The organism is Tetragenococcus halophilus subsp. halophilus DSM 20339 (assembly GCF_003841405.1).
Taxonomy (GTDB): domain Bacteria; phylum Bacillota; class Bacilli; order Lactobacillales; family Enterococcaceae; genus Tetragenococcus; species Tetragenococcus halophilus.
On the sequence record NZ_PXYA01000001.1, the window covers coordinates 18,625 to 44,593 of the forward strand.

Annotated in this window: 22 protein-coding genes and 1 pseudogene; 19 read left to right on the forward strand and 4 right to left on the reverse strand. The window is 36.6% G+C overall.

Translation table 11 applies throughout. The features are described 5' to 3' along the window. Positions 1-29 precede the first annotated feature (29 nt). From C7K42_RS00080 to C7K42_RS00095, 4 genes are all read left to right on the forward strand, one after another. On the forward strand, positions 30-1,340 hold the full coding sequence (locus tag C7K42_RS00080; protein ID WP_180991879.1) for a bifunctional folylpolyglutamate synthase/dihydrofolate synthase: 1,311 nt from the start codon (positions 30-32) through the stop codon (positions 1,338-1,340). Positions 1,341-1,353: 13 nt separating this feature from the next. Continuing rightward, on the forward strand, positions 1,354-2,016 hold the full coding sequence (locus tag C7K42_RS00085) for an HAD family hydrolase (RefSeq protein WP_094243735.1): 663 nt from the start codon (positions 1,354-1,356) through the stop codon (positions 2,014-2,016). A 51-nt stretch (positions 2,017-2,067) separates the two neighbouring features. Then, the gene (gene radC, locus C7K42_RS00090; RefSeq protein ID WP_094243734.1) at positions 2,068-2,745 is read left to right on the forward strand and encodes a RadC family protein; all 678 of its coding nucleotides are present in this window, start codon (positions 2,068-2,070) and stop codon (positions 2,743-2,745) included. 163 nt (positions 2,746-2,908) lie between these two features. Further along, a complete protein-coding gene (locus C7K42_RS00095) occupies positions 2,909-3,109 on the forward strand; it encodes a cold-shock protein (RefSeq protein WP_014124359.1) in 201 nt (66 codons plus the stop codon). Positions 3,110-3,399: 290 nt separating this feature from the next. On the opposite strand, the gene rnjA is transcribed toward C7K42_RS00095, so the two are convergent. Beyond that, the gene (gene rnjA / locus C7K42_RS00100; RefSeq protein ID WP_014124360.1) at positions 3,400-5,079 is read right to left on the reverse strand and encodes a ribonuclease J1; all 1,680 of its coding nucleotides are present in this window, start codon (positions 5,077-5,079) and stop codon (positions 3,400-3,402) included. Position 5,080: 1 nt separating this feature from the next. After that, positions 5,081-5,293: a DNA-directed RNA polymerase subunit epsilon gene (locus tag C7K42_RS00105; protein WP_103099730.1), complete on the reverse strand. Its 213-nt coding sequence runs from the start codon at positions 5,291-5,293 to the stop codon at positions 5,081-5,083. 380 nt (positions 5,294-5,673) lie between these two features. Between C7K42_RS00105 and C7K42_RS00110 the strand changes: the two genes are divergently transcribed. Next, entirely contained in the window at positions 5,674-7,407 is a 1,734-nt protein-coding gene (locus C7K42_RS00110) for an ABC transporter ATP-binding protein (protein WP_094243732.1), read from the forward strand. A gap of 43 nt (positions 7,408-7,450) precedes the next feature. Here C7K42_RS00110 and C7K42_RS00115 read toward each other — a convergent pair whose 3' ends face one another. Then, on the reverse strand, positions 7,451-8,809 hold the full coding sequence (locus C7K42_RS00115; protein WP_124175371.1) for an IS4 family transposase: 1,359 nt from the start codon (positions 8,807-8,809) through the stop codon (positions 7,451-7,453). Positions 8,810-8,969: 160 nt separating this feature from the next. Between C7K42_RS00115 and C7K42_RS00120 the strand changes: the two are divergent. Together C7K42_RS00120 and C7K42_RS00125 are read left to right on the forward strand one after the other, a co-directional pair. Continuing rightward, a pseudogene (locus C7K42_RS00120) lies at positions 8,970-10,685 on the forward strand (ABC transporter ATP-binding protein); the annotation flags it as partial. 273 nt (positions 10,686-10,958) lie between these two features. Continuing rightward, the gene (locus C7K42_RS00125) at positions 10,959-11,450 is read left to right on the forward strand and encodes a gamma carbonic anhydrase family protein (protein ID WP_014124365.1); all 492 of its coding nucleotides are present in this window, start codon (positions 10,959-10,961) and stop codon (positions 11,448-11,450) included. A 91-nt stretch (positions 11,451-11,541) separates the two neighbouring features. Here the strand turns inward: C7K42_RS00125 and clpP are convergent, their stop codons facing one another. Next, positions 11,542-12,123, reverse strand: a complete 582-nt coding sequence (gene clpP / locus C7K42_RS00130) for an ATP-dependent Clp endopeptidase proteolytic subunit ClpP (RefSeq protein ID WP_014124366.1) — start codon at positions 12,121-12,123, stop codon at positions 11,542-11,544. A 190-nt stretch (positions 12,124-12,313) separates the two neighbouring features. Between clpP and C7K42_RS00135 the strand changes: the two genes are divergently transcribed. The 12 genes from C7K42_RS00135 to abc-f all read left to right on the forward strand — a co-directional run bounded on the left by C7K42_RS00135 (position 12,314) and on the right by abc-f (position 25,959). Then, the gene (locus tag C7K42_RS00135; RefSeq protein WP_069028763.1) at positions 12,314-12,832 is read left to right on the forward strand and encodes a hypothetical protein; all 519 of its coding nucleotides are present in this window, start codon (positions 12,314-12,316) and stop codon (positions 12,830-12,832) included. Between the two features lie 90 nt (positions 12,833-12,922). Then, the gene (locus C7K42_RS00140; protein ID WP_014124368.1) at positions 12,923-13,660 is read left to right on the forward strand and encodes a glycerophosphodiester phosphodiesterase; all 738 of its coding nucleotides are present in this window, start codon (positions 12,923-12,925) and stop codon (positions 13,658-13,660) included. Continuing rightward, complete coding sequence (miaA, locus tag C7K42_RS00145; protein ID WP_094243730.1) at positions 13,657-14,574, forward strand: tRNA (adenosine(37)-N6)-dimethylallyltransferase MiaA; 918 nt, start codon at positions 13,657-13,659, stop codon at positions 14,572-14,574. The genes C7K42_RS00140 and miaA overlap by 4 nt, the downstream gene beginning before the upstream one ends. Before the next feature lies 1 nt (position 14,575). Further along, positions 14,576-15,820: a GTPase HflX gene (hflX, locus tag C7K42_RS00150; RefSeq protein ID WP_014124370.1), complete on the forward strand. Its 1,245-nt coding sequence runs from the start codon at positions 14,576-14,578 to the stop codon at positions 15,818-15,820. A gap of 132 nt (positions 15,821-15,952) precedes the next feature. Then, positions 15,953-16,333, forward strand: a complete 381-nt coding sequence (locus C7K42_RS00155) for a MerR family transcriptional regulator (protein WP_014124371.1) — start codon at positions 15,953-15,955, stop codon at positions 16,331-16,333. Positions 16,334-16,389: 56 nt separating this feature from the next. Beyond that, on the forward strand, positions 16,390-17,730 hold the full coding sequence (gene glnA, locus C7K42_RS00160; protein ID WP_061841035.1) for a type I glutamate--ammonia ligase: 1,341 nt from the start codon (positions 16,390-16,392) through the stop codon (positions 17,728-17,730). 179 nt (positions 17,731-17,909) lie between these two features. Next, positions 17,910-19,517 carry a CTP synthase gene (gene pyrG, locus C7K42_RS00165; protein ID WP_014124373.1) on the forward strand — a complete coding sequence of 536 codons (1,608 nt, stop codon included), beginning with the start codon at positions 17,910-17,912 and terminating at the stop codon, positions 19,515-19,517. 269 nt (positions 19,518-19,786) lie between these two features. Beyond that, positions 19,787-20,656 carry a class II fructose-bisphosphate aldolase gene (locus tag C7K42_RS00170; protein WP_094243729.1) on the forward strand — a complete coding sequence of 290 codons (870 nt, stop codon included), beginning with the start codon at positions 19,787-19,789 and terminating at the stop codon, positions 20,654-20,656. Between the two features lie 134 nt (positions 20,657-20,790). Then, on the forward strand, positions 20,791-22,056 hold the full coding sequence (gene murA / locus C7K42_RS00175; RefSeq protein ID WP_103099764.1) for a UDP-N-acetylglucosamine 1-carboxyvinyltransferase: 1,266 nt from the start codon (positions 20,791-20,793) through the stop codon (positions 22,054-22,056). Beyond that, on the forward strand, positions 22,053-23,348 hold the full coding sequence (gene rho, locus C7K42_RS00180) for a transcription termination factor Rho (RefSeq protein WP_124175372.1): 1,296 nt from the start codon (positions 22,053-22,055) through the stop codon (positions 23,346-23,348). The genes murA and rho overlap by 4 nt, the downstream gene beginning before the upstream one ends. A gap of 126 nt (positions 23,349-23,474) precedes the next feature. Continuing rightward, positions 23,475-23,738, forward strand: coding sequence for a type B 50S ribosomal protein L31 (locus C7K42_RS00185; RefSeq protein ID WP_014124377.1), 264 nt, complete (start codon positions 23,475-23,477; stop codon positions 23,736-23,738). A gap of 754 nt (positions 23,739-24,492) precedes the next feature. Continuing rightward, on the forward strand, positions 24,493-25,959 hold the full coding sequence (abc-f, locus tag C7K42_RS00190) for a ribosomal protection-like ABC-F family protein (RefSeq protein ID WP_094243726.1): 1,467 nt from the start codon (positions 24,493-24,495) through the stop codon (positions 25,957-25,959). Positions 25,960-25,969 lie beyond the last annotated feature (10 nt).

Sequence of the window (25,969 nt, forward strand, 5' to 3'; positions counted from 1 at the left end):
TGTTATAATAATTTTTGAGGTGAAATATCGTGATAAAAACAGCAGAAGAAGCGATCCAGTTTATTGAAAGTCGACAAAAGTTTGGTTCAAAACCAGGTTTGCAACGCATCAGTGCCTTGTTAGATGCCTTGGATCATCCGGAAAAAGATCTTTCAATTGTTCATATTGCTGGAACAAATGGGAAAGGTTCCACCGTTAGTTTTTTATCTGCCATGTTGCAGGAAACGGGATGGTCGATCGGGACCTTTACCTCACCTTATATTGAAGCACTTAATGAACGAATCGCTATCAATGGACAGCCCATTTCTGACGATGCATTGACAAATATTGTAGCAAAAATACAAGCTATTATTGATTCAGCTGATGCTGTTAGCGATCTTTTTGAGATCACAGAATTTGAAGTATTGACTGCTGCTGCCTTTCTTTATTTTAAAGAGCAAGGGCCTGATATGGTCGTGTTGGAAGTTGGTTTGGGTGGTTTGTATGATAGTACGAACATTATCGCACCTTTGCTTACAGCGATCACTACTATCGGGATGGACCATGAACAAGTATTAGGCGATACGATTGAAAAAATTGCTGCGCAAAAAGCAGGCATTATCAAAAATGGGGTGCCTGTTGTGACTGGAAAAATTTCTTCTGAGGCACTAAAAGTCATCGAAGAAACGGCTGAAAAACAACAAGCAAAAGTTTATCATTTTAATGTGGACTACTCTATTGACTATAAGGGGCCACATGCTGACTGGGGTGAGCAATTTGACTTTTATAATGAAGCGGGGAAAATTCCTAAACTAGTCACCTCTTTACTTGGAAAATATCAGACAGAAAATGCGGCTGTGGCTGTTCAACTTTTTTATCTGGTCTGCCAATTAAAAAAAATTCCATTTGATGAAAAAAATGTAAAAAATGGTTTATTAAAAACAGCTTGGCCAGCCAGAATGGAAAGAATCAGCCAAGAGCCTTTGATTATCTTAGATGGTGCGCACAATGAACAAGGGATCAAGCGCTTAGCAGAAAGTATCAATAATGAGTTTAAAAATCGGCATATCTATGTAATTTTTTCGGCTTTAGAAAGAAAAAATGTTGAAGGAATGCTTGAGCAACTATTGAAAATTTCCAATGCGGAGATTTATCTGACAAATTTTGATTACGCAGGTGTTATGCGTTTAGAAAAAAATTATCAACGAATCGATGAAGATCGAATCAATATCGTATCTTTATGGCATTTCGGCTTAGCGAATATTTTAGAAAAAATTTCCGATGACGATATGATTTTAGTGACAGGTTCTCTTTATTTTGTGGCAGAGGTACGTCAATTAATTAAAGATCTTATTTCTTAATCAGGAGGGGACAATGCAGAATATACAAGGGATTATTTTTGATATGGATGGATTGATGTTTGATACTGAGATCCTTTATTATAGAGCGACACAAGAAGTTGCAGATAGAATGGGTTTTTCTTATGACTTTGCTACTTATGAGAAATATATAGGGATTTCTGATGAAGAAGTTTGGCAAGCTTATCATGAAATATATGATTCGCTTTTTGGCCAACAAGCAGTGAATACTTTTATCAACCGTTCTTTTGATCGGGCAGTGGAGTTATTTGAATCAGGCGCTGCTGAAGTAAAACCTGGATTAAAAGAATTATTAGCTTATTTACAAGAAGAAAATATTAAATGTTGCGTCGCTTCTAGTAATCAGCGTAGAATCATCAATATTCTTTTAGAAAAGAATAATTTGACAGAAGAATTTTCTCATATCGTTTCCTTTGAAGATGTCACAAAAGCTAAACCTGACCCTGAAATTTTTGAAATAGCGGCAGATCGTTTTGACTTGCCTAAAGAGAATTTGCTTATATTAGAAGACTCGAAAAATGGCATATTAGCAGCTGATCAAGCAGGCATCGATGTAATAATGGTGCCCGATTTGATTAAGCCTATTCCCGAAATTAAGGAAAAGACCTCAGCAGTTTTACCGTCATTAAATGAAGTTTCAACAATTTTAGAAAAGTAAATGTAACCTTTTTGCGTACTTATTAGTATAAGGACGCAAGGAGGTTTTTTTATGGAAAAAAATAAAGTCCCTTTAAGTTCACTTCCCCGTGAGCGATTATTAGAATATGGTGTACAGGCACTTTCTAACCAAGAATTACTGGCGATTTTGTTACGAACGGGTTCAAAGAAATATAGTGTAATGGAACTTTCTGCTAGAGTCTTAACACTGTTTCCCAGTTTATACGAACTAAAAAATGCTAGTTTAACTGAGCTACAACAAATCTCAGGAGTAGGGCAAATTAAAGCAATTGAATTAAAGGCGATGATGGAATTAGGTTGTCGCATTCAACGTGCAAATCAACCCAAGCTTGGTAAAGTAGTGACAAGTTTTGACTTGGCCCATCAATTAATGTTTGAGATGAAAGATTTTTCGCAAGAACATTTGATTTGTTTATATTTGAATACCAAAAATGAAGTGATTTTTCGTAAAACTTTGTTTGTAGGATCGGTTAACCAATCTGTCGCACACCCTCGTGAGATTTTCCGCGAAGCTGTCCGTTGTAGCGCAGCACGCATCATATGTTCGCATAATCATCCTAGTGGTGATCCGTCACCTTCGGAAAATGATCGTCAGTTCACCAAACGTTTGAAACAATGCGGAGAAATGATGGGCATTGAAATTTTAGATCATTTAATTATTGGTAGCGAGGAATATGTCAGTTTAAGAGAAGAAGGATTTTGGAATTAATCAATTCGCGGTAATTTTTACTTGCAAAAAAACAGCCACGAGAGTAGAATAGTGTTTGTAATTTTGTTTGGAAAATGGAAGTGGCACTCAGTTACCTGTCTCTAACGTAGTACGAGCAATGTTACAATTTTATAAAGTGCTAACGCACGAGGAGGAAACTTGAATGGAACAAGGTACAGTAAAATGGTTTAACGCAGAAAAAGGTTACGGGTTTATCTCTCGTGAAGACGGAAGTGACGTGTTTGTCCACTTTTCAGCAATTCAAGAAGAAGGCTTCAAAACTTTAGAAGAAGGACAATCTGTGTCATTTGACGTTGAAGAATCAGATCGTGGTCCTCAAGCTGTTAATGTTGTAAAAGTATAGTTAAAAACTAGCAATACTTTAAAAACCAAATTCACAAAGAAGGCGTTCATAATGAAAGTTATGAACGTCTTTTTTTTATGAAAAAAAGTAGTATAAAAAAGAAAACTAATACTGAATAAGCAAAGATAGCCCATAGAAACGCGAAACCTATGTTGAATGAGCAAAGATAGCCCATAGAAATGAGAAACCTATGTTGAATGAATGGAGATAGCCCATAGATAATTAAAACCAGTGTTGAATATGTAGAAATAAGGATGTAAAAAAAGCAGCCATTTTTCAGGCTGCTCTTTCTATTTATTATCTGGTGTCATAATCATAGATAAAATCATTGGATGACGCTGCGTTTGTTCGATAAGAAATGGTTGTAACGCTTGGCTCATGGCTTCTCTTAATTTATATTCACTAGTATCTTGTTGATTTAGTGCATCACGTAATGCATTATAAAGGATGTTTTGTCCTTTTTTAATCAAATCACCAGATTCACGCATATAAACAAATCCACGCGATAAAATATCGGGTCCTGCTAGGATTTCCTTTTTACTTTTATCGATAGTTGCGACAGCGATCACTAAACCTTCTTCAGAAAGAATTCGCCGATCTTTTAAAACGATATTTCCGATATCGCCGATACCACTACCATCGATATAAGTGTCGTCTGCGTTAAAGTGACCACATGGGCGAGCTGAATCTTGGGTTAAAGCTAGCATGTCGCCGTTTTCCATCAAAAAACAATTTTCTTTAGGAATTCCAGTATTTTCAGCTAATTGGCTATGAATTTTTAACATACGAAACTCACCATGAATCGGCATGAAATATTTAGGCTTCATCAAGCGCAACATCAATTTTTGTTCTTCTTGCCCACCGTGACCAGAAGTATGAATGTTGTTGATCTTACCATGAATGACTTCAGCGCCTGATTCTAATAACGAATTAATCAGGCGATTTACACTAGTCGTATTTCCAGGAATCGGTGAACTAGAAAAAATCACGGTATCGTCTGGCTGAATTTGGATTTGTCGGTGGGTGCCATTAGCGATCCGACTTAAAGCCGCCATCGGTTCACCTTGAGAACCTGTACATAAAATCATTGTTTTATCTGCCGGCAAAGAGTTCAATTCGCGCGAATCAACAAATGTTCCATCTGGGACATTGATGTAGCCAAGACGTTGTCCATTGGCAATCGCATTTTCCATACTGCGACCAAAAACGGCAATTTTGCGTCCGTAAGCAACTGCAGCTTCAGCAGCTTGTTGCAAACGGAAAATGTTGGAAGCAAAACTAGCAAAAATAATTCGTCCTTCTACCTTTTCAAAAATTTTAAGGATAGAAGAGCCAATCGTTTTTTCAGATTTAGTAAAAGTAGGAATCTCAGCGTTTGTACTATCTGATAGTAAACAAAGCACGCCTTCTTCGCCAACCTTTGCCATTTTATGAAGATTTGCTGGTTCGCCAACTGGTGTAAAGTCAAATTTAAAATCACCAGTTTCAACGATATTTCCTGACGGCGTCTTCACAACAATCCCTAAAGCATCCGGGATACTGTGGGTTGTTCTAAAGAAGCTGACAGAAGTCTTACGAAAACGGATTACAGTGTCTTCATTGATTTCATGAAGTTCTGCATCGCGCAGTAGACCATGTTCGTCTAACTTGTTTGTAATCAAAGCTAAAGCTAACGGTCCGGCATAAATAGGAATATTTACTTGTTTTAGTAAATAAGGAATTCCGCCAATATGATCTTCATGACCGTGTGTAACGACTAAAGCTTTTACTTTTTGGATGTTTTGAACAATGTAACTATAATCAGGAATCACATAGTCAATGCCAAGTAATTCGTCTTCTGGAAACTTAATTCCTGCGTCAATTAAGACGATTTCATCTTGGAATTGTACCCCATAACAGTTCTTCCCGATTTCACCTAATCCGCCAACAGCGAAAACACCTGTTTCGTTGTTTTTAAGCGATTGTTTCATGTTAAAACTCCGCTATATGGAAATCAGCTTGTTCTTTTTCATATTCTAAGTGATTTCCAGTTAATTCTTGTATATATTCGATATTATATGGGGTATTTTCTTCAACGATGTGACGAGCGGTCACGACATCGTCCACGTCCACGTATAAAGAGTGTGTTTGTTCTCTTTTAGGGTTACGTTCTTTTGTTTCTTGATAATAAACTTTGTAGATCATGTGTATGTTCTCCTTTATTGCATCTTTATTTATTTGACTTTTTACTTAAATTTATAAGTGAAGATTGATCCAAAATAGGTCCGTTTTTGGCAACTTAATCATCTATAATTGTTGAAAGTAGTTAGCAATTATATCTTTTTAAGTTATAACCAATTATCCATTGATAGTTTATCACACAAATAAAAATAAGTATAGAAATGCGCCGGCAAAAACAAGAAAATTACATGAAAATATAAAGTCCCTTATGAAGAAAAGGATGGTGTATTTTTATATGAAAAAAGGTTTGAAAAAACTTGTTAAAAACGCTTCTCATTTTCTTTACTTTTTTCATATCTATATGCTATCTTTAAAGTAATTGCTCAAAAAAAGGAGGGATAAATTTGAAATTAATGTTGCATTATACTTTGAAAAACAAAGGGTTATTATTCTTTAATTTCATTTGTGTTTTCGGGTTTATTATTATTGAACTAGGATTACCTACATTGTTAAGCCAAATGATCGATGTGGGGGTCGCCAATAATGATGATGCGTATATTAAAAAAATAGGCTTAATCATGTTAGCAGTGGTCGTTGTTGGTGTATTAATGAATATCTCTTTAGGATATTTTATGTCCCGTATCACTACTAATGTAACAGCCTCCATTCGCCAAGATCTTTTTGAGAAAATACAAGGATATTCTCATAATGAATATGAACAACTAGGTGTTCCGTCATTAATTACTCGTGTAACTAATGACGCTTATCAAATTATGTTGTTTATGCAAAACCTTTTACGGACTGGCTTTATGACGCCGATGATGTTTATTGCAAGTCTGGTTATGGTCATACGAACGAGTGCAAGTTTAGGTGCTTATGTCTTAGTGGCATTGCCATTCTTGTTGATCGGTGTTGTAGCGATCGCTCGTTTTTCTGACCCATTATCCAGGAAACAACAAGGAAATTTTGACCGGTTAAATAATATTTTACGAGAAAACTTGTCAGGATTACGTGTCATTCGCGCTTTTGTTAATGAAGATTTTGAAGAAGGACGTTTTGGTAAAGTAAATGACGCTTTTGAAAAAAGTTCCAAAAACTTGTTTCGTTTGATGTCTTCAGCGCAGCCAGGATTTTTCTTTCTATTTAATACCGTGATGGCTTATATCATCTGGCAAGGAAGTATCCAAATAGATGCTGGAACATTAGAAGTGGGGAATTTGATTGCTTTTATTGAATATATATTCCACGCATTGTTCTCCTTTATGATGTTTTCTACGATTTTTATGATGTATCCAAGAGCGGCAGTATCAGCAAACAGAATTCAAGAAGCAATGGATACTGAACCTATTATAGAAAATAAAGAAAATGGCGTAACGACAACAGAAACGAATGGTTACTTAGCCTTTGACGATGTTACTTTTGCTTATCCAGGACATGCCGAGGCTCCAGTGATTCGTGACGCGACCTTTTCAGCCAAACCCGGCGAAACAGTCGCTTTTATCGGGAGTACCGGTAGCGGAAAATCTACTTTAATTCAATTGATCCCTCGTCTTTATGATGTTAGTGAAGGTGAAATTTTGGTAGATGGTGTTGATGTTCGCGATTATGATATTGCTGCTTTACGTCAGAAGATTGGTTATGTACCGCAAAAAGCGGTCTTGTTTTCTGGAACGCTCAGAGAAAATCTTCTCTACGGGAATAAAGACGCAACTGATGAAGAACTGTATGAAGCCATAGATATCGCACAAGCTAGCGATTTTGTTTCTGAGTTGGCCGATGGCTTAGATACACAGATTGCTGAAGGTGGCTCTAATTTTTCTGGCGGACAAAAACAACGTTTAGCTATCGCTAGGGCGGTTGTAAGAAGACCTGATCTTTATATATTTGATGATAGTTTTTCTGCTTTAGACTTTGCGACAGACGCAAAGTTGCGTGAAAGAATCGATAAAGAAACAACAAATGCCACCGTATTGATTGTTGCTCAACGAGTGAGTACGATTATGGGTGCAGATCGAATTATTGTATTGAACGAAGGAAATATTGTCGGTATAGGAACACATGAAGAGTTACTAAAATCTAGCTCCGTTTACTACGACATTGCTTCGTCTCAATTAACGAAGGAGGAGTTAGGACAATGAATACTTTTTCTTCTTTAAAACGTGTAGGACAATATATAAAACCTCAAGTTTCGCACACCAAATTCGGTAGATAAGCCTTGATATAATTGGGCAGCGTATCGATCCAGAGCTGCAGTTGACTTTCAATGAAGTCTTGTAGTTTATGACTCGCTTTTTCACTGACTGCTTGCAAAATGTCCATTAGTTCTAATAAAGCCACCGACCAGTCAAGTTCTTTTATTTGGTCAGCAAGTTCATAAAATAAGCCGCCTAAGGTCCGCTCGTCATTGGCACAGCGTTGTTGCCAACTTAATAAGATGTAGCGCGTGAACACAATGGTGGTATGACAAATCAAGGCTTGATAATTGCGCGTTTGGGTTTCTTGTGACAAATGAAGGAGAGATTTGGAAACTTTAAAGAACGTTTCTATGTCCCAGCGAACCGAGTACGTCTTCACGATTTCTTGGGATGACAAAGTCAGGTCATCTGTCATAAGGGCTAACCAAGCACTTTGGTTATTCCGATTTTTGACAAAAACGATTTTGACGGGGGTCTTCCCGCTGCTTGGCTGAACAATAATAGAGGAAATGATGGCTTCTTGACAGTATTCCTTTATTGACTTTTGGTAGAGTTCGCTTAATTTATATAAACGTCTTTGATAAAAATATTGGGTCTTGCCATTTTTTGCCATACCTAGGGTATGGATGCCTAAATCATGCAAACGATCGATCATTTTAGGAGAGGTAAACCATTTATCCATTAACACATGACTGGCGTAAACGCCTTGATCAAGGGCTCTTTGCACCATCTCAATGGCCACATCAGGCATAGATCGTTGGGCTTCTTTGAAGCGTTTTGCCCCACTCGTTCTTTGATCACTTTCCGCTTGTTTTTGATTGACTTGGTTTTTGCCTGAAAGCAATCCAAAATCAATAGGAATAAAAGAGTACCCATCAGAAAAGCCTAAAGTTAGCATGCGATAGCCTTTATAACCTTTTTGTAAAGCATGATCCCAAAGGCGCGCCAAACCAGGCACTTTCTGACTTCGATTTCGATAGAACGTTGAGTCATCCAAAACAAGCGTACGTAGATGGGTACTTGGATCTGTTAATCGATGGATCTTTTCGATCACAGAAGCACTAAAACGAAGCAGAAAGCTACGCCAATTATTGTGCGGATCGTTCATCAAACGGTAAACGGTATCTTTCTTCATATATTGATCTGCTTCACGTCCGCTGAGGACTTGGTTCAAGGTCTTGCCCTTAAACACTAAACTGAAAAGAAAAGTAAAAATAATGGCGGGAGAATAGCCTTTTTGCTTACAAATAGAGGTTTGTCGTAAACATTTCAGGACGTTCAGTTCAGAAAAAATTGCGTTCATTTCATTTGGTAATTGATTTTTGATGTTTTTTAAGTGTATCATAAGAGCAAGAACTCCTTGTTTTTAGATTTGTCGTTAAATCCATTATAAAACAAAAGGAGTTCTTTTTGTATCCTTTGAACAAAAGTCAAGCGAACCATTATTTTACTATCAGCGTTGTTCTATCAAAGGGACATCATCATTTTGGGTATGCGAAACTTGAGTAAAACCTTATAAATTTAAATTTATTTTCGTCATGTTTCTGGTAGTTGCAACGGTGGGTTTTAATACCGCCTTGCCTTATGTTACAGGACTTCCGACCACAGAAATCAGTCGTAATATTTCAAATGGCGATCCGATAAATTTTGCTTACATCAAACAAACTGTAATCGCCATTGTCCTTATTGGTATTGGTTATGGGGGATCACAATTGGCTGCTGGTTTGTTAATGACCGGTGTTGTACAATCGGCGATGAAGGATTTGCGTAAAGATATTTCGCATAAAATCAATCGGTTGCCGGTTTCTTATTTTGATACTCACCAACAAGGGAATGTATTCTCACGTGTAACGAATGACGTGGATGTTGTTAGTGGCGCTTTACAACAATCATTAGTTCAATTAGTGAATGCTTTTTTGAGTATTGTATTATCTGTCTCAATGATGTTTTATATTAATGTTTATATGGCACTAGCAGCTGTACTTATGATTCCAGCTTCCTATTTTATTTCGCGTTTTGTTATTTCAAAATCGCAAAAATACTTTAATGGAATGCAAAACTCTTTAGGTGAAATGAATGGTTTTGTACAGGAACATATGACAGGTTTTAATGTCATTAAACTTTTTGGACGTGAACATGAAACATCCGAAAACTTTAGAAAAGTAAATCGCTCTGTTAAAGAAAATGGGTTTAAAGCGCAATTTATTTCAGGACTTATGATGCCATTGGTTCAATCAACGGCTTACTTAACTTATATAGTGATTGCGGTTTTTGGTAGTTTAAATGTCCTAAGTGGTGTGATTGTGGTTGGTCAACTACAAGCTTTCATCCAATATATTTGGCAAGTCAGTCAACCAATGGGAAATATCACGCAATTATCTGCTATGCTACAAAGTGCTTCTGCTTCTTCTCGTCGTGTATTTGAAGTTTTAGATGAAGAAGAAGAAAAAGCAAGTGAAAATGAAGTAGCTTTGCCTGCATATGTCCAAGGTGATGTTGAATTTGATCATGTTTATTTTTCTTATAAACAAAATGAGCCATTGATCGAAGATTTGAACTTGAGTGTAAAAGCAGGTCAGACCGTAGCGATCGTTGGTCCAACTGGCGCTGGGAAAACAACTATAATCAATCTGTTGATGCGTTTTTATGATGTAGATGATGGCGCGATCAAAATCGACGGGATTGATACTAAGGAAATGAACCGAAGTGATGTTCGTTCATTATTTGGTATGGTATTACAAGATGCTTGGCTCTACGGTGGGACAATCGCAGATAATATTCGTTTTGGTAAGTTAGATGCTACCGATTATGAAGTAGTAGATGCTGCTAAAACAGCCAATGTTGACCACTTTATCCGGACGATACCAGAAGGCTATGATATGGAAATTGCTTCAGAAGGAGATAATGTTTCTCTTGGACAAAAACAATTATTAACAATTGCAAGGGCAATTATTTCTGATCCTGAAATTTTGATCTTAGATGAAGCAACCAGTTCAGTAGATACCCGTCTAGAAGCATTGATTCAAAGAGCAATGGATCAAGTGATGAAAGGACGGACCAGTTTCGTTATTGCCCATCGCTTGTCAACCATTCGTGATGCGGATTTGATTTTAGTTATGGATCATGGTTCTATTATCGAACAAGGAACGCATGATACTTTACTTGCTAAAAATGGTTTTTATGCAGAGCTATATAATAGCCAATTTGCAGACCAAGAATAAGAGAAAAAGCGGCGCTGACTATAAGTTGGTGTCGCTTTTTTGTTGCTAGTGAGTGATATGATATACTTTACAAAAGAAGGGAAGTTAAACAAAGGAGCCTTCATTTTAGATGAAATGAAAGGAAGTTTAGAAAAGGAACCTTCATTTTATCCAAAATCAAGGGAAGTTCGAGAGAGGTCCCTTCATTTTGATAATAATGAAGGGAAGTTTGAGAAAGAAACCCTCATTTATAATTTTATATTCTTATTTTAATTGGATTAGAAAGAGGAAACTATGAAAAATTTTGTTGCAGAAAATGCTACGATTGTTGGAAATGTGACTTTGGGCAAAGAGGTAACTGTTTGGTTTAATAGTGTGCTTCGTGGTGATTACGCCCCTATTTTTGTAGGAGATAGGACGAATGTTCAAGACGGAACAGTGATTCATGTTGATCATGATATTTCTTGTGTGCTCGGTAACAACATTACTGTAGGACATCAGTGCTTGTTGCATAGTTGTAAAATTGAAGACGGCGCTTTAATCGGTATGGGTTCGATTGTTATGAATAATGCAATGATAGGGGAGAACAGTATGATTGGTGCCGGTTCCTTAGTGACCCAAGGAACAGTGATTCCGCCAAATTCCTTAGCTTTAGGACGACCAGCAAAAGTGATTAGAGAATTAACGCCAGAAGAAATTAAAGGCAATAAAGAAAACGTAGATCATTATTGCCAATTAGGCAAAGATTATCTGGACGGCAAGTACACTGAATATAAAAAGAATTAGGTCCTAATAGTCTTCTTAAATTATTATTAAATACAAAAAAGCCATTGCCTTTACCCAAAATAGTAAAGACAATGGCACTTTTAATCATTGTTTATTTGTTGGTCATGATGTCATCTATCAAGCCGTATTCTTTGGCTTCTTCAGCAGTCATGTAATTATCACGGTCGGTATCGCGTTTGATTACTTCAAGTGATTGACCTGTACGTTCAGCCAAGATTTCATTTAAGCGATCACGTGTTTTCAAGATATGACGAGCAGCAATTTCGATTTCAGTTGCTTGTCCTTGCGCACCGCCTAATGGTTGGTGAATCAAGATTTCAGCATTTGGTAAAGCAAAACGTTTGCCCTTGGTACCAGCGGTTAATAGGAAACTTCCCATAGAGGCTGCCATACCTAATACGATGGTTTGCACGTCAGCTTTGACAAAGTTGATGGTATCATAAATGGCAAAACCAGCTGTCACACTACCACCTGGCGAATTAATGTACAAATAAATATCTTTTTCCGAATCTTGTGCATCTAAAAATAGTAGTTGTGAAATGATGGAGTTAGATAGATCATCGGTTACTTCACCACTTAGCATAATAATACGATCTTTTAATAAACGAGAGTATATATCATACGCTCTTTCCCCTTGGGCTGATTGTTCAATTACTGTTGGAATTAAATTCATTTCATGTTCCTCCTTTTAAATCATAGAAAATATAGACGTTTAAAAGACATTATATCACGTCCATTTATCTTTTTCTAATAGCTAGTATACATATTTGGTCAATAAAGGTCAAATATAAAACCTTGGCTATGATAAAGAAAATTTGGTAGAATAAAGACATCAATTATTTTTTAATGGGGAGGCAAGTTAAATGCAAGTTTTTATCGCAAGCTTATTAGGAGTGCTAATTGGCGCATTGGTTGTAACGGTCGCGTTTAATTTACGTATACGATATGATCAACGTAAAGATGAAAAAAGAAGAATGCTAGAGCATAAGGTCAAAGAGATTGAAACTTTAGTATTATTAAATAAAAAAATAGTAGAAATTTTGGATAAACGGGTCATTATGATGGAGCAATACACCAGTTTTAACGCTTTTGATGATTGCTATATTACGGTGGATGATTATATTTATTTACATTCTTTTGCAGCTCAAAATAGCTTTTATTTACCTAATTATTTTTTGGATGAGTTTTTTAAAAGAATTGCTACTCGTAAGGTCGTTTTATCTCCTGAAGAAACGGTTCAAATTGGCGGCTATACATTTAAAGGCGCGCGTATGTTGGTCGAAGAACTTTCTGATGAGTTAACAGAAATGATTTATGAAAAGAAAAATCAAATGAAAAAAGTCAGCGATGAACCGTTGACCTACTTTTCCAAACCTTTATAATGAGCCAAAAGAAGAGACAAAGCGCTGTTTCTTCTTTTTTTGTTGATTTTATCGTTACATGTTACAATATTTCTGATTGGAGTGAGACCGATGAAAATTTTTGCTCATAGAGGAGCTAGTGGCACAAGGCCCGAGAATACTTTGCCTTCGTTTGCTGAAGCGATTCGCGCAGGAGCAGAAGGTATTGAATTAGATGTTCAACTAACGAAAGATAATGAGCTAGTTGTTATGCACGATGAACAAGTAAATCGCACGACCAATGGTAAGGGTGCTATTAAAGATAAAACACTTGCGGAAATAAAAGCATTGAATGCGGGCAGTTGGTTTGATGAAAAATATGCATCAACTAAAGTGCCCACGTTAAAAGAAGTGACTGACTTACTGATTGCACGAAATTATCGAGGGATCGTAGAAATTGAACTTAAAACAAATGTGGAAGACTATCCGGGTATTGAAGAAAAAGTTTCGGATCTTATGCTGAGTCAAGAATGGCCATTTATTTATTGGTATTCCAGTTTTAATTTAGATACATTAGAACGTATTCATAAACTTGAACCTAAAACGCGAATTGATTTAGTAATGAAGGATTCAGAAGAAGCGACGAATATGGCGATGGATCGTTCATATATCAAGGGCATTCACCCGAGTCTTGATTGGGCCTTGGCACATGATGCAGAAGTTCCTAATTATCCTATTGATGTTCGTCCATGGACCGTCAATGATGAAGAAAACTTAAAAAAAGTAATGGACCTACAAGTTTCCGGCGCGTTTACTGATTTTCCGGAAGAAATACAATTGGCTAAGAGAAGGAATCAACAAAAGACATGAAAAAAGTGTTAGTCATTGCAGGACCGACAGCTGTCGGGAAAACAAGCCTGAGCATTCAACTAGCTAAATCTTTTGCGGGTGAAATCATAAGCGGTGACTCTATGCAAATTTATCGACAATTAGATATCGGTACGGCCAAAGTTACCGAAGAAGAAAAAGAGGGAGTCTCTCATCATTTAATCGATATTTGTGATATCGGAGATCGTTATTCTGCAGCCGACTTTCAAAAGCAAGGACGGCAAAAAATTACTGAAATTTGTAACAGAGGGCATTTACCTATTATTGTGGGAGGGACTGGATTGTATATTCAATCCCTCCTTTATGATTATCAATTAGGTGCAACGCAAAAAGAGCAGGATGATAAACTTCGTCATAAATATGAAGTTTTTGCAGAAAATGAAGGTCCACAAGCACTTTTTGAATTATTAGAAAAAAAGGACCCTTTAGCTGCTAAAAAGATTCATATGAACAATCAGCGTAAAATTATTCGCGCTTTAGAAGTAAAAGAGAAAACCGGAAGAAGTATTATTGCGCCAGAAAAAGCGCCCAAACCATTATATGATAGCTTTATGATTGGACTAACCACTGATCGTTCGCTTTTGCATGCGCGTATTAATACACGTGTGGATGATATGATACAAAGTGGACTTATCACAGAAGCAGCGTTAGTAAAAAAATATCCCGACAGTCAGGCAGCAAAAGGAATTGGCTATAAAGAGTTTTTTCCATACTTTGCCAAAGAACGTAGTCTTCAAGAAACGACCGATCTTATCAAACGAAATTCAAGGCGCTATGCCAAAAGACAGTTGACTTGGTTTAATAACCGCATGTTTTTTCATTGGTTCGATTTGTTCCAAGAACCTCAGGAAATAGCACAGATCAAAAAAGAAGTCGCACAGTGGTTGGAGGTGTAGTATGGTAAAAAAAGAACGAGTGATTTTAGTTGGCGTACAGACGCCGGAAAATCATCATAATTTCGCAGAATCTATGCTTGAATTGAAAAATTTGGCACAAACTGCTAATGGTACCATGATTTCTTCTATCGAACAAAATCGAGAACAATTTGATCATCAAACCATTATCGGTAAAGGAAAGTTGGAAGAATTAAGACAGACGATTGACAAAGAAGCGATCGATTTGGTGATTTTTAACCATGAGTTAACACCAAGACAAGGGCAAATTATTGAAGACGCATTGGAGGCGCCTACCATTGATCGGATTCAGTTAATTCTAGATATCTTTGCCAAACGTGCACGTTCCAAAGAAGGTAAACTGCAAGTAGAATTGGCGCAATTAGAATACTCCTTTCCTCGGATCATCGGTCAAGGAAAAACCTTGTCGCGACTTGGAGGTGGTATTGGTACCCGAGGCCCCGGGGAAACTAAACTAGAAACTGATCGACGTTTAATTCGCAAAAAAATGACAAGTATTCGCCGTGAGCTAAAAGAAGTGGAGCAACATCGCCAAAGAACACGTCAACAAAGAAATGAACAACAAGTATACCAAATTGGTCTAGTTGGCTATACCAATTCTGGAAAATCGACCTTACTTAATTTATTGACAAGCGCAGATGCTTATGAAGAAAATCAATTATTTGCAACGCTGGATCCACTGACTAAAAAATGGCGCTTGCCAGAAGGTTTTGAAGTCACGATTACTGATACAGTTGGTTTTATACAAGACTTACCCACGCAATTAATTGACGCTTTTCACTCAACTTTGGAAGAAAGTCAAAATATGGACTTATTACTGCACGTGATTGACGCTTCTGCTGAAAATCGGCAGCAACAAGAGCAAACGGTTTTAAAGTTGATGGACGACTTGCAATTGCGTCAAATTCCAGTTTTGGTGGTTTATAATAAAGCGGATTTGATAGATAAAGAGCAATTTGTTCCCACATTATTTCCTTATGTCTTAGTTTCAGCAAAAGATCCTGCTAGTAAGGATAAACTCATTGAAGCGATCCAATCAATTATGAAGGAAAAATTACAGCCTTATACTTTAGTTTTAGCGCCGGATGAAGGACGTTTGTTAGAAAAATTAAAACAAAATACATTGCTTGTTTCAACCGATTTTGAAGAAGAAAAACAGCAGTATGTAGCCAAAGGTTTTGCTAAAGAGCACTCTTTTGCTATTACTCGTATGGAACAGGCAAAGTAGGAGCAGCGGGATTGTCTGACTGCTCTTATTTTTTTTGTGTTAGCTTTTATAACATAAACTGTTGACAGCTATAACATAAATTGGTATAGTTGCTAGGTAGCTTGACCGAATGAAAGAAAGAGGAGTAAGCCTATGAGTGAAAAAGAGCTGCGGCGTTCAATGTCAGTTTTTCCAATTGGTACAGTCATTAAATTAACGGATTTAAGCGCGCGCCAAATTCGTTACTATGAAGAACAAGATTTAATTCATCCTGAAAGAAGCGAAGGCAATCGACGTCTATATTCTTTAAATGATATAGATATCCTGCTAGAAATTAAAGATTATCTTTCAGATGGTTTAAATATGGCCGGTATCAAGCATGTTTATAAGATGCGAAAAGAAGAAGAAAAACAAGCAAAAAATAAAAAACCGTTAACAGATAAAGATGTCCGACGTATTTTTTATGATGAAATTTTATCCCAAGGTGGACTCAATCCCAAAGGTCCTTTTGATTCTCAACGCCCTAAGCTATAGTTTTACCGTACTTACTTGTCTCTTACTACAAACCGCCGTAAAGGAAGGAAAAATATATGCCAAAAGTAGATTATACCGCAGAACAGATTAAAGAGATTGCCAAAAAAGAAAATGTTCGATTTTTACGACTAATGTTTACCGATATTAGTGGTATGATAAAAAATGTAGAAGTACCGATCAGTCAGATGGATAAAGTACTGGACCAAAAAATGATGTTCGATGGTTCTTCTATTGAAGGATTTGTGCGCATTGAAGAAAGTGATATGTACCTATATCCTGATTTAACCACTTGGATGATTTTTCCCTGGGAAGCTGAACATGGTAAAGTGGGTCGTTTAATTTGTGATATTTACAATGCTGATGGTACACCGTTTGCGGGCGACCCTCGTGGAAACTTAAAACGGGTATTAAGACATATGCAAGAATTAGGATTTTCTTCTTTTGAACTAGGGCCAGAGCCAGAATTTTTCTTATTTCAACTTGACCAAAATCAAAATATCACTCAACATTTGAATGATCATGGCGGATACTTTGATTTTGCTCCTATGGATTTAGGGGAGAATTGCCGACGTGATATTGTGTTAGAGTTAGAAAAACTAGGCTATGAAGTAGAAGCCTCTCATCATGAGGCAGCACCAGGACAACATGAGATCGATTTTAAATATGCAGATGCTGTCGATGCTTGTGATAGCATACAAACCTTTAAGTTAGTGGTTAAAACGATTGCTAGAAAATATAATTTACATGCGACTTTCATGCCTAAGCCAATGGAAGGAATAGCTGGTTCTGGCATGCATTGCAATATGTCTTTATTTAAGGGAAAAGAAAACGCCTTTTATGATGAAAGCGGCGAGTTGGAGCTAAGTAAAACGGCTTATCAATTCTTGGCTGGTTTAATTAAACATGCGCGAGCATATACCGCCGTTTGTGATCCGACAGTTAATTCATATAAACGCTTAGTACCCGGATATGAAGCGCCTGTACATGTGGCTTGGTCAGGACATAATCGTTCACCACTGATTCGTGTTCCTTCTTCAAGAGGCTTGTCTACTCGTTTGGAGTTGCGTTCAGTTGATCCTTCAGCGAATCCTTATTTGGCACTTGCTGCTTTGTTGGAAGCCGGACTAGATGGCGTTCAAAACGAAATGGTAGCGCCAGAAGGTGTGGATCGCAATATTTATGTGATGAGTGAAGAAGAACGTGAAACGGCACAAATTTTTGATTTACCTTCCACACTTCATAATGCACTTAAAGAATTAAGAGATGATGAAGTAATGATTAATGCTTTAGGAACTCATATCTATGAAAACTTTGTTGAAGCAAAACAAATGGAATGGGCAGCCTTTAGACAAACTGTATCAGATTGGGAAAGAGATCAGTATTTAGAACTTTATTAATAAAATTGTTTTTTAACGATTGACTTTCTTAAATGAACAAGGTAATATTTTGCTTGGGCGCTCTTATATTAAAGAGCTATGATCGTTTTAGTAAATAATGCTCCCTATTCAAACTGAATAGGGAGTTTTCTTTTATTTCTAAAAACAGCACCTGAAAAAAGGATAAGGAGTTTTTTGTTATGACCAAATACATTTTTGTAACTGGCGGCGTTGTTTCGTCTATCGGAAAGGGGATTGTAGCGGCTTCTTTAGGTCGTTTATTAAAAAACCGTGGATTGAAAGTAACGATCCAAAAGTTCGACCCTTATATTAATGTCGACCCAGGCACAATGAGTCCATATCAACATGGGGAAGTATTTGTAACAGATGATGGCGCAGAAACCGATTTGGATCTAGGACATTACGAACGGTTTATTGATATTAATTTAAACCAATATTCTAATGTTACTACGGGAAAAGTTTATTCAGAAGTTATTCGTAAAGAAAGAAAAGGCGAGTACTTAGGCGCTACGGTTCAAGTCATTCCGCATATAACCAATGAGATCAAAGAAAAAATTATGCGCGCAGCTAATATGACGGATTCAGACGTCATTATTACAGAAGTTGGCGGTACTGTTGGTGATATCGAGTCCTTACCTTTTTTGGAAGCACTACGTCAAATGAAAGGAGACGTAGGTTCAGATAACGTGCTTTATATTCATACGACCTTAATCCCGTATTTAAAAGCAGCAGGGGAAATGAAAACGAAGCCTACCCAACATAGCGTAAAAGAATTGCGAGGTTTAGGCATTCAACCCAATATTTTAGTGGTACGAACTGAAGAAGCGATTTCTCAAGGGATGAAAAATAAGCTAGCGCAGTTTTGTGATGTTGCGCCGGAAGCTGTGATTGAATCTCGTGATGTTGATACACTTTATTCTATTCCATTAAATTTACAAAAACAAAAAATGGACAAAATTGTTTTAGATCATCTGAATCTAGACGCACCAGAAGCAGATATGACAGAATGGCAAGGGTTAGTTGATCGTGTGCTGAACTTACAAAAGACTGTTCGTATTGCTATTGTAGGAAAGTATGTTGAGTTACCTGATGCTTATATTTCAGTTATTGAAGCATTAAAACATTCTGGCTTTTGTTATAATTCAGACATTGATGTTGAACTGATAAATTCTGCTGAAATTACTGCTGAAAATGTAGAAGATATATTAGGTAATGTCGATGGTATTTTAGTTCCTGGCGGTTTTGGGGATCGCGGAATTGAAGGAAAAATCGAAACCATTCGTTATGCAAGAGAAAATGACGTCCCATTTTTAGGGATTTGTTTAGGCATGCAAATGGCTTGTGTTGAATTTGCCAGAAATGTGATTGGCTTAGAAGGCGCTAATACTACCGAAAGAGATCCAGAAACGCCATACAATGTTATTGATCTGATGACTGATCAAGAAGGAGTAGAGGACTTAGGTGGAACACTACGTCTAGGACTTTATCCTTGTAAGTTGCAAAAAGGAACGAAAACAGCACAAGCTTATCAAGAAGAAGAAGTGGTACAAGAACGTCATCGCCACCGCTATGAATTTAATAATGATTTCCGTGATACTTTTGCAGAAAGTGGTATGGTTTTTTCTGGTGTATCTCCAGATAACCATTTAGTAGAAATTGTAGAAGTTCCTGAAAATAAATTCTTTGTTGGCTGTCAGTTCCACCCAGAATTAATCTCTCGTCCGAACCGTCCACAAAAATTAATTAAAGGTTTTGTGGAAGCTTCCTTGGCATCAAAAGAAGATTAAAGTATTTTAACTCGAAAAGCTGAGAGAAGCTTTTCGAGTTTTTTAAATCATAGTAAGATATTTCTTATACAGGCTTTTAAAGAATGATAAAGTTCATTTCTTTTCTGAAAATTTTCTTCTGTTCAGGTGTTTAAGACGCGAAAAAGTTGGAAAATCGACAGAATCCTCTAGATTTAGTAGAAAAAATTGGAATAATTTGCTAAAATAAAGATGTTGACTAAGTAAGACTTAGTAAAAAACGTTCAATTAAAATTTAGGAGGAAACTATTATGTCATTAGTATCAGGCTCAGAAATTTTTAAGGAAGCACGTAAGAATGGGTATGCAATTGGCGCTTATAACACAAACAACTTAGAATGGACCCAAGCGATTCTTCAATCTGCGCAAGAAAAAAATGCACCAGTATTAATCCAAACTTCTATGGGCGCTGCAAAATACATGGGCGGTTACAAATTAGTTGTTGATATGGTAAATAACTTAATTGATTCAATGAACATTACCGTTCCTGTTGTTCTTCATTTAGACCATGGTGAATATGAACATGCGTTAGAATGTATCGAAGCTGGATATACTTCAGTAATGTTTGATGGTTCATCTCTCCCTTTTGAAGAAAACCTGGCAAAAACAAAAGATGTTGTCAAAAGAGCACATGCAAAAGGCATGTCTGTTGAATGTGAAGTAGGAACAATTGGTGGCGAAGAAGACGGCATTGTGGGTACAGGTGAATTAGCTGATATCGACGAATGTATTCAAATGGTTAATACAGGTATTGACTTCTTAGCTTGTGGTATTGGTAATATCCATGGCGTATACCCTGAAAACTGGAAAGGTTTAGACTTTGACCATTTACAAGCTATCACAGAAGCTGTAGGTAAAGATGTGCCATTAGTACTACATGGTGGTTCAGGTATTCCACAAGACCAAATTGAAAAAGCTATTACAATGGGAATTTCAAAAGTTAATGTAAACACTGAATTCCAAATTGCATTTGCTAAAGCAACTCGTCAATACATTGAAGATGGCAAAGACCAACAAGGCAAAGGCTTTGACCCTCGTAAATTATTGGCGCCTGGTAAAGAAGCAATCATCAAGGAAGCTAAAAACCATATTGATTGGTTCGGTTCAGCTGATAAAGCTTAACTCATCCTTTCGATAGCTCTCACGGACCAAAACAATGGTTCGTGAGTTTTTTTAGCTTTTTTCAAGTTTCTTATTATGGTAGAATAAGGTTCGTATGTATAATTACATTAAAAAATAATTAATAGGTGAAAAAAATGAAAAAATTTGTGATTCACGGCGGCCAACCGTTGTCAGGTGAAGTAGCTGTTAGCGGAGCTAAAAATAGTGCCGTCGCTTTGATTCCCGCTGCAATTTTAGCAGATTCTCCAGTTACACTTGAAGGAGTACCCGACATTCAAGATGTCCATTCTTTAATTGAAATCCTCGAAATCACGGGTGTAAAAACCACTTTTGAAAATAATCAACTTGAAATTGATCCAACTCTTACTGTTTCCGTTCCGATGCCAAGTGGAAAAATTAATAGTTTACGTGCTTCTTATTATTTTATGGGCGCGTTGTTAGGCAAATTCGGCGAAGGTGTAGTGGGCTTACCCGGTGGTTGCGATCTAGGTCCACGGCCGATCAATTTACATATTAAAGGTTTTGAAACCTTAGGGGCGCAAGTGACAAACGAACACGGTGCCATGTATTTACGTACGAAAGAAGAAGGACTGCAAGGAGATCGTATTTTCTTGGATATGGTTTCTATTGGCGCTACGATTAACGTGATGTTAGCTGCTGTAAAAGCCAAAGGACGTACGATTATTGAAAATGCCGCAAGAGAGCCAGAAATTATTGATGTAGCTACTTTGCTGAATAATATGGGTGCCAAAATTCGTGGTGCCGGTACAGATGAGATTCGTATCGAAGGTGTTGAAAATCTACATGGTTGTCGTCATGCGATTATCCCCGATCGAATTGAAGCAGGAACTTATTTGGCTATGGCAGCTGCTTGTGGTGAAGGTGTTAAAATCAAAAATGTTATTTATGAACACTTGGATAGTTATATTTCTAAATTAGAAGAAATTGGTGTGGAGTTAGACATTACTGAAGACGCAATTTATGTGCCTAAGACAGAAAACTTACAAGCAGTATCTGTAAAAACCTATCCTTATCCAGGTTTAGCTACTGATTTACAGCAACCACTTACGCCGCTTTTACTAAAAGCAAACGGGAGTTCTGAGGTTATCGATACGATTTATTCTAAACGTATTAATCATATTCCAGAATTAGTTCGTATGGGTGCCAATGCTTCGATTGAAGGAAATACGATGATTATTAATGGTTCTAGTCAATTACATGGTGCAGAAGTAGAAGCCTCCGACTTGCGAGCAGGGGCTTGCTTGGTTACTGCCGGTTTGATGGCAGAAGGTATTACAACTATTGGTGGTGTAGAATACATTTTGCGTGGTTATGATCATATTATTGAGAAATTAACAAAGCTAGGAGCCGATATAGAAATGGTAGAGGATGAAAAATGAGCGACTATTTAACAATGGCGGAATTAGACAATATGACGCTAAAAGAAATCTATAATTACGCACGAGATTTTAAAATTTCGTATTATAGTCAAATGAACAAAAAAGAATTATCTTTGGCTGTTATTCGCGCACAAGCGGAAAAACAAGGTTTCTTCTATATGGAAGGAATTTTAGACATTATTTCACAAGACAGTTACGGTTTTTTGCGTCCGATTAACTATGGACCAAGTGCTGAAGATATTTATATTTCCAATTCACAAATTCGTCGTTTCAGCTTAAGAAATGGGGATAAGGTCGCAGGTAAAGCGCGTCCACCTAAAGAATCTGAACGTTATTATGGTTTAATGCATGTGGAAAGTGTTAATGGAAAAAATCCGGAAGAAGCTAAAAAACGTCCACATTTTCCAGCTCTAACAGCACTTTACCCAGAAACGCCGTTTACATTGGAAACCACACCAGGAAGAATTTCTACAAGGATTATGGATTTATTTTCACCCGTTGGCTTTGGGCAACGTGGACTGATTGTTGCGCCTCCTAAAGCAGGGAAAACTAGTATTATAAAAGAAGTTGCCAACGGAATTACAGAAAACTATCCTGATGTAGAATTAATTGTGCTCTTAATTGATGAGCGTCCTGAAGAGGTTACTGATTTAGAACGAAGCGTAGATGGTGAGGTTGTTTATTCCACTTTTGATCTGCAGCCTAATAATCATACACGCGTTTCAGAGTTAGTCTTAGAACGGGCAATGCGTCTAGTCGAAGATAAACGTGATGTCGTTATTTTAATGGACAGTATTACGCGTTTAGCACGTGCGTATAATTTGGTCGTACCTCCCAGTGGACGTACTTTAAGTGGTGGGATTGATCCAGCGGCTTTATATAAACCTAAAAAATTCTTCGGCGCTGCCAGAAATATTGAAGAAGGCGGTAGTTTAACCGTTTTAGCTACGGCTTTAGTAGATACAAGCAGTCGTATGGATGATGTGATTTATGAAGAATTTAAAGGTACAGGAAATATGGAAATGCATCTTTCCCGTCAATTAGCTGAAAGAAGAGTATTCCCGGCAATTGATCTGAAACGTTCCAGTACTCGTAAAGAAGAATTGTTAATGAGTCCAGAGCAATTAGAAGAAACTTGGCGTTTGCGTAACAATATGTTGGGTGATTCTTTAGAGTATACAGAACAATTTATAAGCTTCTTGAAAAAAACGAAGACAAACCAAGAGTTTCTTGACTCTTTTCATGATGTTTCATTTACCGATAAAAAGGCAAAAAGATCAACGAGGAAGTAGCTGAAATTAACTGTAAAGAAATCAGCGGAGTCAATTGCATTCAAATTGAAAAAATGTTAATATGTTACGTGTTGTAAAGAAACACTCTGATTTAGCAAATAATTCAGGGCAAAGGAGAGTAATAATATGAGACAAAATATCCATCCAGAATATCATCCAGTTGTATTTATGGATTCAACAACAGGTTTTAAATTTTTGTCAGGTTCAACAAAAAATTCAGAAGAAACCATTGAATGGGAAGACGGCAACACATATCCAGTTGTACGTGTTGAAATCTCTTCCGATTCACATCCATTCTATACTGGACGTCAAAAATTCACGCAAGCAGATGGCCCAGTGGACCGCTTCAACAAGAAGTATGGTTTCAAAGACGCCAACGCAGCGGAATAAGGAAAAGGCTGAATTACCAGCTTTTGGGGGGTATCCTATGCCGAGGATATCCTCTTTTTTGCGTTTTGACCATACTTTTGACCATGCTTTTTAAGTAGTGCAAAAGGCTATCAGTTTTTGAATGAACATTTCTCAATAATTTTTAGTAGTTTACACTAGTGACAAATTTAATGGGACATTTAATATATTTTGAGTAGGAGTGTTTCTATGAAACCGGAAAAGGTTTTACCTTATAGGATACGCTTGTGTTATTTTCATCGTGGATAATCTTATTTTCCATGATACAAACTCTTTTAAATTTATTATAAAAATCATAGGTTTCTCTATTTTTTTAATTGTGTTAGATAAACTTGGTTCATTTTTGAATAAAAAATAATATGAATACTCCTTTCATATACATAAATGTTTATGTACTTTTGAATTTGCTAATAATCTTTTTGCTAGATTAATTCCTCATCTGTAATTTTTATAGGAAAAAGCTAATTCTTTACTTTTTCTAACTGTTAAGTTATTATTAGAATGAAAATTATGAAGGAAGGAAGTATACAATGACTGCATCTATGAGATTGCGCTTTGCACTTTTGAATCAATAATTAAATATAAATTCAAAAGTCTTAGGAATAGCGATTTCAAGGGATGAGTGTATACTTTTCTATAAAATAAAAATTGAAATGGCAAGGATAGTTCCGTAGAAGACTATCCTTTTTTGTGTACTCATTTTTTTCCTTTTCCTAAGTAAGAAAGGGAATATATCATGGAACAATTAACAATTAAATTAAAAAATATACAGCAAAATTTTGGCGCAAAAGAAGTATTAGCAATTGATGAATTATCTGTTTATGAAAACGACCGCATCGGTATTATTGGCGGAAATGGAGAGGGGAAATCTACGCTCTTAAAAATTATTCATGGTGATTTAATCCCTGAAGGTGAAGTTCAAAGAGAAGTAGCATTCAATTATTACCCGCAAATAGCAGAGGTGGATGAATTATTGAATATTGATTCACTTGATTGGGCATTGATGAGTCAGTTTGATGTTCCTAAAATTAATTTACAGACATTAAGCGGTGGAGAAAGCTCGAAATTTTGGCTAGCACAAATACTTTCAGTGTATCAAATGGGCCTTTTGTTGGACGAGCCAACGACTCATCTTGACCGGGAAAGTGTAAAAAAATTAGTGGAAGAATTACGTTATTACTATGGAACGTTGCTGTTTGTGAGTCATGATCGTTATTTTTTGAATCAATTAGCCGATAAAATATGGGAAATTCAAGATGGTAAAGTTGTTGAATACGAAGGCGATTATGATTCTTACAAAGAGCAAAAAGAACAGGAACATATAAAAAATGAACGTGACAAGGAAAACTATTTACAAGAGAAAAGACGTTTAGAAACAGCGATTGCTAAAAAGAAAGAACAAGCAGAAAAGGCAAGCAAAGTATCTAATAAGAAAAAACAACAGAGTATTCGTCCCGATCGTCTTTCTTCTTCAAAACAAAAAGATACGGTGCAAAAATCGATGCAAAAGTCTGCTAAGTCAATGGAATCACGTTTGTCTCAGCTTCAAGAAGTCAGAACAGAAACCAAAGAACAAGAAATTCATTTTCCTACGCCAAAATCAGTAGAAATTCATAATAAATATCCTATTCGTGGAGAAAATCTACAATTAACAGCCGGAGATAAAGTCTTATTAAAACAAACGGACTTTCAATTTGCTTTAAATAAGAAGATAGCGATTGTAGGAGAAAACGGTAGCGGTAAAACAACTTTATTGGATGCTATTGTAAATGATAGAGAAGGCGTTGTTTTATCACCTAAGGTTGCTTTTTCTTTTTACCAACAAATGGATTATAAATTGTATGGCGAAGAAAGGATGCTAACCTTTTTAATGAAACGCACGGAGTATCCAGAAAAACTGGTTCGTAGTCTTTTAAATAATTTAGGTTTTGCTCAATTAGAGATTAGTAAACCATTGTCGGCTTTAAGTGGAGGAGAAGCGACCAAACTTTCTATTGCACTGTTGTTCGTACGACCTTCTAATGTATTAATATTAGATGAACCGACGAATTTTATCGATATCAAAACCATAGAAGCTTTAGAAAAATTGATCGCAAGTTATGAAGGAACGGTTATTTTTACTTCGCACGATCCTTATTTTGTCGAAAAATTAGCCGACGAAGTTTATGAGATGAAAAATAAGCAATTGCAGCTTATGTCATAGCAGTTAAAAA